Source organism: Streptomyces sp. NPDC042336, assembly GCF_055581985.1.
Genome location: NZ_JBVJEA010000004.1, coordinates 79,501 through 93,830, shown reverse-complemented (window position 1 = coordinate 93,830; position 14,330 = coordinate 79,501). Strand labels below are relative to the sequence as shown.

The 14,330-nt window shown below is 74.9% G+C and carries 9 protein-coding genes; 3 read left to right on the top strand and 6 right to left on the bottom strand.

The genetic code is table 11. The features are described from left to right. Window positions 1–21: 21 nt before the first annotated feature. From ACZ6IM_RS11270 to ACZ6IM_RS11250, 5 genes are all read right to left on the bottom strand, one after another. Complete coding sequence (locus ACZ6IM_RS11270) at window positions 22–2,265, bottom strand: molybdopterin oxidoreductase family protein (RefSeq protein WP_469556049.1); 2,244 nt, start codon at window positions 2,263–2,265, stop codon at window positions 22–24. A gap of 100 nt (window positions 2,266–2,365) precedes the next feature. After that, the gene (locus ACZ6IM_RS11265; protein WP_469556046.1) at window positions 2,366–7,825 is read right to left on the bottom strand and encodes a caspase family protein; all 5,460 of its coding nucleotides are present in this window, start codon (window positions 7,823–7,825) and stop codon (window positions 2,366–2,368) included. A 21-nt stretch (window positions 7,826–7,846) separates the two neighbouring features. Beyond that, window positions 7,847–8,710: a hypothetical protein gene (locus ACZ6IM_RS11260; RefSeq protein ID WP_469556044.1), complete on the bottom strand. Its 864-nt coding sequence runs from the start codon at window positions 8,708–8,710 to the stop codon at window positions 7,847–7,849. Window positions 8,711–8,803: 93 nt separating this feature from the next. Continuing rightward, window positions 8,804–9,421, bottom strand: a complete 618-nt coding sequence (locus ACZ6IM_RS11255; protein ID WP_052842047.1) for a TetR/AcrR family transcriptional regulator — start codon at window positions 9,419–9,421, stop codon at window positions 8,804–8,806. 103 nt (window positions 9,422–9,524) lie between these two features. Then, on the bottom strand, window positions 9,525–10,094 hold the full coding sequence (locus tag ACZ6IM_RS11250) for a hypothetical protein (protein ID WP_052842048.1): 570 nt from the start codon (window positions 10,092–10,094) through the stop codon (window positions 9,525–9,527). Between the two features lie 203 nt (window positions 10,095–10,297). On the opposite strand from ACZ6IM_RS11250, the gene hmgA reads away from it, so the two are divergent. The 3 genes from hmgA to ACZ6IM_RS11235 are packed head-to-tail and all read left to right on the top strand — an operon-like array spanning window position 10,298 to window position 13,582. Next, complete coding sequence (gene hmgA, locus ACZ6IM_RS11245; RefSeq protein WP_052842049.1) at window positions 10,298–11,623, top strand: homogentisate 1,2-dioxygenase; 1,326 nt, start codon at window positions 10,298–10,300, stop codon at window positions 11,621–11,623. 26 nt (window positions 11,624–11,649) lie between these two features. After that, window positions 11,650–12,399: a GntR family transcriptional regulator gene (locus tag ACZ6IM_RS11240; RefSeq protein ID WP_469556040.1), complete on the top strand. Its 750-nt coding sequence runs from the start codon at window positions 11,650–11,652 to the stop codon at window positions 12,397–12,399. A gap of 22 nt (window positions 12,400–12,421) precedes the next feature. Next, complete coding sequence (locus ACZ6IM_RS11235) at window positions 12,422–13,582, top strand: type ISP restriction/modification enzyme (protein ID WP_469556037.1); 1,161 nt, start codon at window positions 12,422–12,424, stop codon at window positions 13,580–13,582. A 25-nt stretch (window positions 13,583–13,607) separates the two neighbouring features. Here the strand turns inward: ACZ6IM_RS11235 and ACZ6IM_RS11230 are convergent, their stop codons facing one another. Beyond that, window positions 13,608–14,312: a TetR/AcrR family transcriptional regulator C-terminal domain-containing protein gene (locus ACZ6IM_RS11230; RefSeq protein WP_052842052.1), complete on the bottom strand. Its 705-nt coding sequence runs from the start codon at window positions 14,310–14,312 to the stop codon at window positions 13,608–13,610. Window positions 14,313–14,330: the final 18 nt, after the last annotated feature.

Genomic DNA, 14,330 nt, shown 5'->3' with positions numbered 1-14,330 from the left:
CAATAAGCGCAGAACTCCAGGTCACAGCTCTGCGCCGGTCAGCGGTGTGAGCGTTACGGGTACGCCGTTCAGCACCGCGTTGCCCGAGAGCGGGTCGAGCATGCTGCCGTCGAGGAGCTGGTTGACGTTGACGCCGGGGTCGGCGGCGGCGTGCGTCTGGCGGGTGCCGGGCCGGTCGTGGCCCCAGCCGTGCGGGAGGCTGACCACGCCGGGCCGGACGGTGTCGGTGACCTCGGCGGGCGCGGTCACCGCTCCCCCGGCTCCCTTGACCCGCACGGGCTGCCCGCTGCGCACACCCAGCCGTGCGGCGTCCTCGGGATGGAGGTGCAGGGTGCAGCGGTTGGAGCCGCCGGTCAGGGCGGGGACGTTGTGCATCCAGCTGTTGTTGGAGCGCAGGTGGCGGCGGCCGACCAGGACGAGCCCGGCGGGGCGTTCGGCGAGGGCCCGCACGAGGCGCGGCAGATCGGCGGCGATCGCCCCGGGCAGCAGCTCCACCTTGCCGCTGCGGGTCTTCAGCGGCTGCGGCAGGCGCGGGCGCAGCGGGCCGAGGTCGATGCCGTGCGGGTGGGCGAGGAGGCGTTCGAGGGTCAGCCCGTCCGGCCGGGCCCCGAAGCCGTCGCCGTAGGGGCCGAGGCGCAGCATCAGGTCGAGACGCCGCTCGGGTCCGTTCTCGCCGGTGAGCAGGGCGGTCAGTGCGCCGGGGTCGCGGCCGTGCACGGGTGAGTGCGGCTCCCGTACGGCCTTGGCGAGGGTCTGCTCGATCACCAGGGAGTCGACGACGGCGGGGTCGGTGCCGTGTGCGCCGGTGACGGCCAGGGTGAGCCGGGCGAGGATCTCCGTCTCGGCCATCCTGCCGGGCTCCAGGGGGACGGCGGGGCGGGTGTAGCGGACCTGGTTGCGCACGGCGAGGGTGTTGAAGGCGAAGTCGTGGTGCGGGCTCTGGGCCGGCGGGGGCGGCGGCAGCACGACGTGGGCGTGGCGCGAGGTCTCGTTGAGGTACGGGTCGACGCTGACCATGAAGTCCAGGGAGCCCAGCGCCTTGTCGAGCCGGTCGCCGTCGGGCGCGGACAGCACGGGGTTGGCGGCGATGGTGAGCAGCGCGCGGACGGGCTCGCCCGCGTCGGTGGCGGTGTCGATCTCCTCGGCGAGGGCGGACAGGGGCAGTTCGCCCTTCGCCTCGGGGTGGCCGCTCACCCGGGAGTGCCAGCGGCCGAGCGCGAACCCGCGGCCGGGTCCGGCGGGGCGCGGGGTCCGGTCGGTGGCGGCCTGCGGGAAGAGCGCGCCGCCGGGCCGGTCGAGGTTGCCGGTGAGGATGTTGAGGACGTCCACGAGCCAGCTGGCGAGGGTGCCGTGCGGGACGGTGCAGCTGCCGATGCGGCCGTAGACCGCGGCGGTGGGGGCGGCGGCGAGTTCGCGGGCGAGGGCGCGCGTCACGCCGGCGTCCACGTCGCAGGCGGCGGCGACGGACTCGGGGGTGAAGTCGCTGAGGGCGTCCCGGACTTCGCCGACCCCCTCGACGTGCGGGGCGAGGGCGCCCGGCTCGACCAGGTCCTCCTCGTACAGCACGTGGGCCATCGCGGCCAGCAGCAGCGCGTCGGTGCCGGGGCGGATCGCCACGTGCCGGTCGGCGAGCTTCGCGGTGCGGGTGCGGCGCGGGTCGACGACGGTGAGGGTGCCGCCGCGGGCCCTGAGCGCCTTGAGCCGGCCGGGGAAGTCGGGGGCGGTGCACAGACTGCCGTTGGACTCCAGCGGGTTGGCCCCGATCAGGAGCAGGTGGTCGGTGCGGTCGAGGTCGGGCACCGGGATGGCGTTCGCGTCGCCGAAGAGCAGCCCGCTGGAGACGTGCTTGGGCATCTGGTCGAGGGTGGACGCGGTGAAGAGGCTGCGGCTGCCGAGGGCGCCGAGCAGGACGTTCGGGTAGAGGGCACCGGCCATGGTGTGGACGTTGGGGTTGCCGAGGACCACGCCGACGCAGTGCGGTCCGTACCGCTCGACGAGGGGCCGGACGCCGGCGGCGACCGCGTCGAACGCCTCCTCCCAGGTGGCCTCGCGCAGTTCGCCGTCCCTGCGCACCAGGGGCGCGCGCAGCCGGTCGGGGTCGGAGTCGACGGCCCCGAAGGAGGCGCCCTTGGGGCAGATGAAGCCGTGGCTGAAGACGTCGTCCCGGTCGCCGCGGGCCGCGGTGACCGTGGTGCCGTCGACAGTGAGGGCCAGGCCGCAGGTGGCCTCGCACAGGGGGCAGATACGCAGGGCGGTGCGGGGCACGGGTCCTCCCGGAAGGCGGCGGTGCGCTCGAGGCGCCGGTGGCGCTCTCTGCGAGATGAGCATACCGACCGGTAGGCATGCTGGGGAGGGGCTGTCGGGGTCAGTCGAAGAGGATCGGCCCGTTGCGCGTGCCCACGGCCAGTTCGCCGTGCGGGCCGGTGGCGAGGGCGGTGCAGGGCGACGGCAGTTCCAGGGCGCGGTGCACGGTGCCGGTGCGCGTGCCGACGACGGCCAGGTCGCGGTGGGACGCCAGGGCGTAGGCGTCACCGCCCGGCAGGAGGGCGGCGAAGTCACCACGCCAGAGGGGGGTCTCGTGCTCATAAGTGACCGGCGGCCGGGGAACGGGGCGCCGCAGCGGCGAGCGCGAGCCGCCCGGGTGGTGCGGGGCGGGCCTCTCGCCGGACGAGGAGAAGCGCGTCCTGAACTCCTCCCACGGCACGATCCTGGTGTGCGCCCACCCCACCACCAGCAGTGCGTCACCGGTTTCCCCGGTCAGGGCGAACACGTCGACCAGACCCTCGTCGGGCAGCCGCAGGAGCGCCCAGCGCCGGGTCGTCGTGTCCAGGACCCGCACCACGTCGTCGTCGAGGGGCACGAAGACGAGGAGCCGCCCGGCGCAGCGCACCGCGCGGAGCGAGCCCCCGAGGCGCGTCTTCCCGTCGCTGTGGGCGGAACAGGGCTGGTGCGGGAGCGGCCCGCGGGCGACGTCGTGGACGGACACCCGGCCGTCCACGAAGGAGCCGACGGCCCAGGGGTCCGCCGCGTCCCACGGCACGAGCGACAGGAGGGACTGCGCTCCGGTGTCGTCGGGGACGACGGCCAGCCGCGCCTCTTCCCGCTGGTGGGGCACGGGGGTGGCCAGCGGCCGGCCCGCCGAGCGCACGGGGTCTCCCGCACCGAAGTCCCAGTACTCCAGCAGGCCGTTGCCGCTGCGGGCGAAGAGCAGCGGGCGCGGCTCCCGCCCGGGCGACCGCCAGGACGCCGCGGCCAGCTGCTCCACACCGGAGCCGTCGACCGGCCGCAGCCGGCGGACCACTTCGCCGTGCTCGGCCTCGCGCACCTGGAGCGACCCGTCGGCACCGCCGGCCACGACCACCGGCGCCCCGTCCCGGGCCACCACCGCCATGGAGGACACGCGCCGCACCACGTCCATGGCCTCCTCCACCCTGCGGCCCTCGGGCGTGTCCCGGACCCGCCACACGTTGCCCGTCTCGTCGCCGAACAGCAGGCCTTCGTCCGTCGCGTGCAGCGAGGTGCCGCTCTGCGGCATCCGGCGCTCCCAGCCGTCCTCGTACGACACCAGCCGGGCGTCGGTGCCGAACCCGAACAACCGGGAGCCGAGGTGAGCGAGGGCGGTGACCGCCGCGCGGTGCGCCCGGCGGGGCGGGCCGAGAGGCCGGCAGGCGGGCAGCGACCACTCCCGTACCGATCCGTCGTGGTCCCCCGCCGTGAGCCGTCCCGAACCGTCCGGGGCCAGGGCGAGGGCCGTGATCCACGCCGGCCGGTCCGGGACCGGGCCGCACGCCCAGCTCCGCCCGGCGCCCGCGTCCCAGCACACGAGCCGGCCCGAGTCGGTGCCGGCGACGACCACGTCCCGGTCCCGGACGCGTCCGGAGGTCAGTGCGGTCACGATGCCGGGCGCGGTGAACTCGTGCTCCGTGACGGGCAGTCCGTCGCGCAGCACGAGCACCCGGACCCGGCCCCCGTACTCGCCGGTGACGACGAGGTCGCGGCCGTCGGCGGTGTGTCCGACGGCGGCGCAGCTGATCAGGGAGACCTGCCAGAGTCCCGGGTCGAGTACCGGCCTGCGCCACAGTTCGCGCGGGCGCACCGGGTCCCAGCAGCGGATCTCGTGGTCCTGGCCGACACTGACGAGGGCGGGGGCACCGGACGGCCCGCGGACCTCTCCGAGGGCCAGCACCCCGCCGTGGTGGGCGGTGATCCGGGTGGAGTCCGCCGCGTGCGGGGTGGGCCAGAACCGCACGATGCCGTCCGAGCCGCCGACGCAGACCGTTTCGCCCGCCCGGCACACCGCGTCGGCCGAGTGGCGCAGCTCCTGGCCGCCGATCCGGTCCCCGGTGACGAGGTCGTAGAGCTGGAGTCCGCGGGCCCCGCCCTCGACCGACACGCAGGCCACCGGCCCGAGGTCGAAGGCGGCCACCCTGACCCGCAGGCCCAGGTCGACCCGCAGCGGCAGGCCGACCGGACGACCGCTGTCGAGGTCGATCCGGTGCAGTTGCCCGTCTCCGGTCACCGCGGCGGCGATCCACTGCCGCCCGACGCGGTGCACCGCGGCCGAGACGATGACGTACGGGCTCGTCAGGAGGGTGCGGACGGGCTCGCCGTGGGAGAGCGAGGAGAGCCGCACGGTGCCGTCCGAGCCGGTGGTCATCAGGAGCCGGTGCGGATGGCCGGGCACCAGGTCCACGGCGGTGACCGGACCGTCGTGGCCGGTGCGCACCTCGGCCCGGACCTCCCGTTCGTCGGTCTCCCGCAGGACGACACGGCCGTCCTCGCAGCCCAGCAGCACCGTCAGCGGGGGAAGCCCGGGCGGGGCGGCGCATGCCGTGACGCGCGCCCCCACCTCGGCGGGCAGGACGGTGGCGGAGAGGGTGGCCCTGCGCCAGTGCGCCCGCTCCGTCCACTCCCGGATCTGGGAGGCGTAGAGCGAGCGGCGCTGGGAGAGGGTCAGGGGCGGGTGGGACCGGGCGGAGCTGAGCTGGTGGACGCGGACCCGTCCGTCGCTCAGGCGCAGTACGGCCACGGCGGGTTCGTCGGACGGGCGCCGGCCGGGAAGCAGTACCAGCTGTTCCACGGACCGCAGGGGCCGCCCTTCGTAGCCTTCCTCGCCCTCGTCGTCCGCGGGCAGCATCCAGACGGTGTTCTCCCGGCCGCGCCAGATGTGCAGCAGACGCACGGACCGCCATCTCGGCTCACCGCGCCGGGCCGGCTCCAGGTAGTGGTCGTAGGACCAGGCCGCGGCGAGGCCGGGGAGCTGCGGGGGCGCGGTGGGGCCGAAGAAGTAGCCGCGCTCCTCCCTCTGCTGCTGATGGGCACGCTGCCTGTCTCCCACGTCCAGGTCGTACCACCACGGTCCGCGCGACGAGTCCAAGTCCAGGTACCGGGGCCCGGCGGGCCCGCCGGGCACCACGACGCCGGTTCCTCCGACGGACATTCCGGGATAGCGCCGTCCGCCCGCGTACGGATCCCAGGCCGCCCACCGGGCCCGCCAGGGCAGCTCCCCCTCACCGGTGTCGCACGAGTCCGCCAGCCGCCTCGCCCGTCGGCACACCGCGGCCAGCCTCAGCCGGGCCCGCGCCCGGGGGTCGGGGCCGCACCCGCCCCGCGCCCGCAGCTGTGTCTCCATGTCCCGCACCGCCTGCCCGGCACGCCGCCCCTCCGCGGTGCGCAGCGTGGGTACGGCGGCCAGCAGCTGTCCCGGGTCGGCGGACAGGACGAACCCCGCGTCCTGTACCAGCGGGTCGAGCACCCCGCCCTCCGCGGCGTGCAGCGCGAGGTACCGCCGCACGTACGGGTGTTCGATCGTGCGCAGGACCTCGGTCATGGTGCGCTGCACGCGGGCCGCGTCCCGGCCCTCGCGCAGGTACTCGACGAGCGCCCGGTGGTAGACGCGGTACACCGATCCGCCGCTCTCCACGCTCTCCACCACGTAGGAACCGGCCTCCCGGCTCAGCCACACCAGGTCCTCGTCGCCGTACCGGGTGCCGGTGATCTCGGTGGCCAGGCGCGCCCACACGCCCGCCCAGGGCAGTCCGGCGCCCTGGGCGTAGGCGAGCGGGAGGAGCAGGTCCCTGGCCTGAGCGGCGCGGGGGCCGAGGCGCTGCTCCAGATCGCGTTCCATGGCCTCGCCGGGCAGCCGGGGCAGCTCCTCGCGCCAGCGTCGGTCGCCCGGGTCGGGCGGGCGGGGCTCGCGGGCAAGGGTGCGGGCGGTGATGCGGGCGACGAGGAAGGAGCGGCCCGCGGCCTGGGCGACGGCTTCGGCGACCGCGTCCACCAGGCCGTCCTCGCCGCCCTCCAGCACGGAGCCGGGCGCGCGCAGCAGCTTGCGGGTGTAGGCGCGCACGGCGCCGGGGTCGGCGTAGCGCTCGGAGTCTAGGTCGATGCGGGGCGCGTCGTCGGGCAGCCGGGCCGCGATGTGCGGGCGGGCGCCGACCAGCAGGCGCAGCGGCAGTCTGCGTTCGGGGTCGGTGAGCGGGACGACGAGTTCGTCGACGGTCTCGCGGGGTGCGAGCGCCTCGTCGAGGGAGTCGACGAGAACGACGAGGGGGTCGTTCCGGGCCTGGAGGTGGGCGGTCAGCTCGCCCAGGGATGCGGCGGCGCAGCCGGCGGCCGCGGCCAGGGCGTCGAGCACCTGCCGGGTGGAGAGATGACTGGCGTTGACGCGCACGCCGACGTCGCCGGGGCGGGGCAGAAGGGGCGGCAGGCCCGCGCGGGGCACGGCCGCGGCGCGTTCCGGATCGGTGAGTACGGCGACCATGCCGAGCAGGGAGGACTTCCCGGAGCCGGGGTCCCCGGTGACGACGCACAGCCGTTCGTCCGTCCGGCGCGGATCGAGCCAGGTGCTGATGTCGCCGAGCGCCGCGTGCCGGCCCGTGAAGTCCCAGACGTCGTCGGTCACCATGTCCGTGCCGCGGGCCCGGGGCAGGAAGAAGGAGCGCATGTCCTGGTCGCGGGCCGCGCGTTCCCGGGCGGCGAGGGCGACGACGCGGTCGATCTCCTCCAGTCGGAGTCCGTCGGAGTCCGGGACGTGCCGGGGGTTGGGCAGGAAGGCGGGAATGCCGCCCGTGGCGTGGGACAGGGACCACCCGGGGCGCTGGGCCGCCGGGATCTCCGGGTCGCCGTGGATGGCCGCCATGACGTGCTCGACGCTGATGTGGGCGGGGGCGTTGCCCGCGGTGGCGCGGGCGCGGACGGCCCGGTCGAAGGCGGCCGACAGGGCGCCGGTGTACGTCTCCTCCTTGCGGCGGGAGGAGGAGACGAGGACCAGGCCGGTGCTGCCGTGCCCGGTGACCGGCTCGCGGAACCGGCGGGCGTCCAGGGCGCCCTGGAGCGCCTTGTCCGCGCCCTCCTCGGCGTAGCAGGCGTCGATCAGGACGAGCAGCCGCTCGACGGCCGTCCCGTTCCAGACGCCGCCGACCAGGTCCTCGGTGGGAAGGGCGGTGCCGTAGGGGTCGGCGGCGTCGCTGTCGTGCAGCAGGAGGTAGTGGCGTCCGCTGTCCTCGTCGACGATGCCGTGGGCGGCGAAGTAGAGGACGACGTAGTCGTCGGGACGGCGGTCGGGGTCGGTGGCGAAGGCGCGCAGGGACTCGGTGAGCTGCCGCCGGGTCGGGTGGGGACCGAGGTCCAGGGCCGTCCGGTAGCCGAGTTCGCCGACGAAGAGGTCCGTGATCCGCCGGACGTCCTCGGTGAGTTCCGGACGGGCGGCCTCGGGGTGCGCGCGTACGTCGGTGACGGCGGCGGCGATGAGGAAGCGGCGGGCGGCGGGCGTCCCGCCGTCGGCCGGCGCTCCCGTGTCCGCGCCGCGTGTCCCCGGTGCCATGGCCGCGCCCGTCATCGTGTCTCAGTCCGCGGGGCCGCAGCCGTCGGCCACCGCCCGGCCGGCTTCCGGGGTGTTGAGGTAGCGGGCGGCGTCGTGGGCGCGGGCGCCGTTGTGCACGAGGTGGCAGCGGACTCGGTCGCCGAACAGGGGCCGCAGGTCCTTCACGAGGGCGACCACGTCTCCCTCGTCGGCGATGTTCGTCCAGTGCGCGACGCTTCCGGGCCAGGCGCCCGGCGGGCCCGCCGCACCGGTGCGCAGCCGGTCGTGGACGAGGTGGCGGATGCCCAGCGGTGACCCCATCGTCAGCAGCGAGCGCACCGGCCAGTCGGGGCGCGCGCACAGCGCCTCGTAGGCGACGACGCTGCCCAGGGAGTGGCCCACGACGACCCTGGTGCGGTCGGTCACCGCGTCGGCGACCCGCCCCTGCACCGCCTCGTGGACGGCCGGGTCGCACAGGTAGGCGCGGACCTGCTTGAGGTCGAGGACCATGGCGCGCAGCGCGATCCCGGCGAAGAACCGGGAGCGCCCCAGTGCGTTGAGGGCGCGCTGGACGGTGCGGGGGGTGCGGGCGAGGGTGCGGGCATCGGGCGGCAGCACGGCCTCGTCGGTGCGGGCCGCCTCCGCCCACAGGGCCAGCAGCAGGTCCGTCTCCAGTCCGTCCGCGACGTCCCCGGCGCCGAGCGGGGGGTCGGCCAGCGCGAGGGTGCGGCCGGGCGGGCGGAACAGGTCGCCGTAGAAGACGCAGCGCACGTCGTCCTCGCCGAGTGCGAACGGCGCGCCGGCACGCAGCAGTCCGTCACTGAGCGCGGTGTGCCATGAGCGGTGCAACTCCCGCTCGCCCGCGTGCTGTTGGCCGATCCCGTGGATGCAGACCACTCGTGCCACCGTGTCCCCCAAACCCCGGCCCCCACGCGTGATCACTCTAGCAACGGGAGGGCGTGTGCGGTGGGTTCGGCGAGCGGTGCCCGCGGTCCGCCGTCAGTCGAGCACGCGCCCCAGGTACGCCCGCAGCAGCTCCCGCGCCTCCCCTATGATCTTCTCGTCGCCGTCCGGCGCGACCCGGAAGGCGAGTTGCACGAGGGTGTCGGCGGTCTCCACGGCGACGAGGAAGACGCGGCGCATGTCGTCGTCGGGGCGGCGGCCCAGATAGCCGGAGAGCAGTTCGGTGAGCCGCTCGGCGACCCGGTGGTTGGGGACGGCGTGGCGGTCGCCGACCGGGATCTGGTTGCCGAAGTCGATCAGGGAGAAGCCGGGCGCGGTCCGCTTCATCGCCAGGTACTCGTCGAGCACGGCGTCCAGCGCACCGCGCCAGCCGCCGTCGCCCGTCTCCGTCAGCCGTTCGGTCACCCGCTCCGCGTAGCGCTCCAGGTTGCGCTGGGCCAGGGCGTCGGCCATCTGCCGCTTGTTGCCGAAGAAGCGGTACACGGACCCGATGGGGACGTCCGCGCGCTGTGCCACGGCCCGGGTGCTCAGGGCGTCGTAGCCCACCTCGTCGAGGAGGTCGGCGCAGGCGTCGAGGATCCGGGTCAGCCGTTCGGCGCTGCGTCGCTGCACGGGGGCGCGGCGGAGCGGGGTCGCGTGGGACACGGTCCTCATGATGCCCTCCGGGACCGGCCGGGTGAACCGTGACCTCCGGTACGTGCGGGGGCGGCGCCCGGCTCCGGCCCTCGGCGGCACCCGGTGGGCACGGCGGCCGCACTCACCGGTCCGCCGCCGGTTCGGTGACGGTGCGGCCCTCGATCTCCTCCGGCTGCGTCGCCCCGGTGGGCTCGGCGTCTGACGCCGTGATGTCCGCCGTGCTCTCGACGGGCTCGCCGTCGACGGCCCAGACGGTGTCGTCGTCGGCGTACAGGCGGACCGTGACCTGGTGCGTGCCGCGCGGGACCAGGTCGGCGGGGAGGCGGTAGCGCGGGCCGCGCAGACGGGTGAGGAGGTCGCCGTCGAGGAAGAGGTGGGCGACGCCGCGGCCGGCCACCGCCTCGGCCCGGGTGCCGTCCGGCGAGAACCGGAAGCCGCGCACGGTCAGGCGGACGTCCCAGCTGTCGTCGGCCTCCGGCTGCACCTCGATCCCGACCTCGGGAGCGTGCTCGGCGTCCACCTCGCGGTAGCGCCGGCCCTCCTCGTCGGTGGTGTCGAGCAGCCTGCCCACCGGCGTGGCCGAATTCCCGGCCTCCGGTTCCTCCACGCCACCGGAGTCGCAGCCCGCCGATCCCGTCAACAGCAGGACACAGACCGCGAGCACGGCGAGCACTCCCCGCGTCCACGACATGACGGGAGACTAGAACACGGGTCCGACAGTCCGGATCCCCCGGGGGTCTGGTTCCGGTCATCCTCACGACGTACGGCCGGGAAGGCGCCGTGCGGGGAAGTCCTCTTACGCGGTCCCCCCTGCGCCCTCTTGCGCACGGGAAAACGCAATCCTACGGTGTGCCATAGGAATCGGACGGGAATCGGGTTGCGAGGGAGCGATCAATGAGCGGGGACGCGCGGAAGACCGCGGAGGGGCTGGCCTATCTGTCCGGTTTCGGCAACGAGCACAGCTCGGAGGCCGTGGCGGGCGCGCTGCCCGAGGGCCGGAACTCCCCGCAGCGGGCGCCGCTGGGCCTGTACGCGGAACAGCTGAGCGGCACGGCCTTCACGGAGCCGCGGGCGCGCAACCGGCGCTCGTGGCTGTACCGGATCCGTCCGTCGGCCGCGCACCCGGCGTTCACCCGCACCGGCAACGGCACGATCCGCACGGCGCCCTTCAACCAGGCCGTGCCCGACCCGAACCGGCTGCGGTGGAACCCCCTGCCGGTGCCCGGGCCCGCCACGGACTTCGTCGCGGGGCTCTGGACGCTCGGCGGCAACGGCGACGCGACCCAGCGCGCCGGCATGGCCGTGCACCTCTACCACGCGACGGCGTCCATGGAGCGCGTCTTCAGCGACGCGGACGGTGAGCTGCTGATCGTCCCGGAGCGCGGCGGACTGCTGCTGCGCACCGAGTTCGGGCTGCTGCACGCCGAGCCGGGCCATGTGGCGCTGATCCCGCGCGGGGTCCGCTTCCGCGTGGAGCTGCTGGACCAGGACGCCCGCGGCTACGTCTGCGAGAACTACGGCGCCCCCTTCCAGCTCCCCGACCTCGGTCCGATCGGCGCCAACGGCCTGGCCAACGCCCGGGACTTCCGCGCGCCGGTCGCCGCGTACGAGGAGCACGACGGTCCGGTGGAGGTGGTCAACAAGTTCTGCGGCAACCTCTGGACCGCCGAGTACGACCACTCCCCCCTCGACGTCGTCGCCTGGCACGGCAACCACCTGCCGTACGTCTACGACCTGCGCCGCTTCAACGTCATCGGCACCATCTCGTACGACCACCCGGACCCGTCGATCTTCACGGTGCTCACCTCCCCGTCGGACACGCCGGGCCTGGCGGGCGTGGACTTCGTGGTGTTCGCGCCGCGCTGGCTGGTGGGCGAGGACACCTTCCGGCCGCCGTACTTCCACCGGAACGTGATGAGCGAGTACATGGGCCTGATCGAGGGCGCCTACGACGCGAAGGCCGCCGGTTCGGGGGGCTTCGTCCCGGGCGGCGGTTCGCTGCACAACATGATGTCCGCGCACGGCCCGGACCGGGAGACCTTCGACCGGGCGAGCGCCGCCGAGCTGAAGCCGCAGCGGATCGACGACGGGCTGGCGTTCATGTTCGAGACCCGGTGGCCGGTGACCCTCACGCCCCAGGCGGCCCGCGCCGAGCACCTGCAACCGCGCTACGACGACGTCTGGCAGGGCCTGGAGCGCCACTTCCGCCCCTTGCACTGAGGATTGCCTACCGGTACGGATGGCCCGTGACCTCCTTCGCCCCGGACTCCATCGTCCTGAACCGCAAGCTGCCGCTCTGGTACCAGGTGTCGCAGTCGCTGCGCGCCTCGATACTCGGCCGCTCGCCCCGGGACCCGCTGCGCCTGCCCACCGAGGAGCAGTTGGCCGGGCACTACGGGGTGAGCGTGCTGACCATGCGGCAGGCGCTGAAGGAGCTGGAGGACGAGGGGCTGATCACCCGCCACCGCCGGCGGGGCACGTTCATCGAGCCGCACGCCCTCCGGGGCGCCCCGGTGCGGCTGCTCGGCTCGGTGGACGCGATCGTGGCCCAGCAGTCCGGCATGAAGGCCGAGCTGCTGGACCACGGCATCGCTCCCGTGCCCTCCGACCTCGCCGAGTTCTTCCCGGAGCTGCCGGAGGTGGCGACGTACCACCGGCTGCGCTGTGACGAGAAGACCGGCGAGCCGACCAACCACGCCCGCAACTACGTCCGTCCCGAACTGGCCGGCCGCATCGACGTGGACGACCTCGCCCGGTGGCCGATGACCAAGGTGCTGCGGGACGGGGTGGGCATGGACATCAGCCGGATCACGGACACCGTCGAGGCGCGGCTCGCGGACCCGGAGACGGCGCGACTGCTCGAGATCCCGCTGCTCAGCCCGATCCTGCACTACACGGGCATCACCTACGACAGCGCGGGCCGGGTGCTGGACGTGGCCGTCATCCACTACCGGGGCGACCGCTTCTCGTTCACGGTCACCCTGGATGCCACGTGAGGCCGCGGCGCCCCGTCGTACGATGCCCGGCGTGACGCACGACGACGCGCCGCCGCTGGCCGACCTCATGCCGTGGTCCGTCGCACCGCCGCGGCTCGGCCGGGGGTGGCCGACGGCTCCCGACGCGGCGTCCCTGAAGGCCCGCTGGGACGCCCTGCTCAAGGCCGAGGGACCCGACCGGGCGACCCTGTTCGAGCCGACCCGCTCGCGCACACCGCACTCGGCGGTCGGACGGCTGCCGGGCGGCGCCGGGGGCACCGAGCGGCTGGCGCGCGCCGCGGGGCCCTGTCCCGAGCCGGTCCGGGTACTGCGGGCGCCGTTCGACGAGCAGTGGCTGATCCCCGACCACCGGCTGATCGACGCGGCCCGTCCGGAGCTGTGGCGGGTGGCGGACGAGCGGCAGGTGTTCGTCGTGGAGGTGCCCGACACCGCCGGTCCGCCGCGGCTCCTGGCGACCTCGCTGCTGCCGCTGTTCGGCCCGGCCCGGGTCCGCCCGCTGCACCGGCGCCCCGGCGGCACGGAGCCCAACCTCGCCCCGGGCCTCCTGGACCACCTGACCGTCCGCCTCGGCCTGCGCCCCGGCCCGCTGGACGTGCTCGCCTGGTCGGTGGCGGCCGTGCGGCCCGGCTCGCTGGTCCCGCTCACCGCGGACCCCGCGCTGTGGGAACGCGGGGTCGAACTGGGCCGGCGTGCCCTGTGGCTGATGCGCCGCGACGGAGAGCGCCCCAAGCTGCCCGGCGGCCGCCGCCCGTACGTCCGCGCCCCGCTGCCCCCGCGCCCGCTGACCCTGCGCTACGACCGGGACGAGGAGGCCCTCTTCCTGGACGAGGGCCGCGTCTCCCCCGTGCCGCCCGGCGCCTGGGACTTCGAGGTGGGCGGGGTGCGGGTGCTGGAGCAGTGGTTCGCGGCCCGCACGGCCGAGGGCGAGCCCGGCACGCTGAGCGCGATCCGTCCGGCCGGCTGGCCGCAGACCTGGACGTCCGAGCTGCTGGAACTGATCACGGTGCTCGCGCTGCTGGCCGAAGCGCTCGACGCGCGTCGGGAGCTGACGGTCACGGACGGCATCACCGCGACCGAACTGCGCGCGGCGGGCGTCCTGCCGGTGCCGGCGGCGGCCCGCCGCCCGGCCTCCGTCCTGGACGAGCGGGAGGAGGGGCCGGAGGGCCAGCTGGCGCTGCTGTGACCCCCGGCGGAATCGGGGCCCCCGCTCAGCCGAACCCGTCCAGCACCCGCGTCAGCGCCCGCTCGAAGACGCCCTCCAGGTCGATCGGACCCGCGTCCTCGGCGAAGGAGGCCGCCAGCCGTGGGTAGGCACCGCTCGCGACCTGCCGGCCGAGGTAGGCGATGCGCATCGCGTTCTCCTGCTCCGCGGACCAGGGCAGCGAGCGGGTGCGCTCGGCGGTGGCGATCTCGTTGCCGACGTACGTCGTCACCACACCGTTCACCATCGCGACCAGCTCCATCTTGGTGCCGTAGGGCGCCTCGAAGGGGTCCAGGCAGGCCAGGCAGTGCTCCAGGTAGCGCAGGGCGTTGGGGCTGAAGCCGTAGACGGGGGACATCAGGCGGGGCAGCCAGGTGTGGCGGTGCATCAGGGCGCGGGTCTGGTGGGCCACGCGGATCATGTCGGCGCGCCAGTCGCCGCTCGGTTCCCACAGCTCGTGCTCGCCGCTGACCGCGTCCATCATCAGCTCGTACAGGTCCTCCTTGCGGGGGACGTAGTTGTAGAGCGACATGGTGCCGCAGCCCAGCTCACCGGCGACGCGGCGCATCGACACCGCGTCCAGGCCCTCCGCGTCGGCGATCCGCACCGCGGCGGCGGCGATGTCGGCGCGGGTGTACGCCGGTCTCGGCCCCCGACCGGTGCGCTCGGGACGCGACCAGATCACTTCGGGTACGGCCGCTCGGCCCGCCATCGTGCATCACCTCGGCCA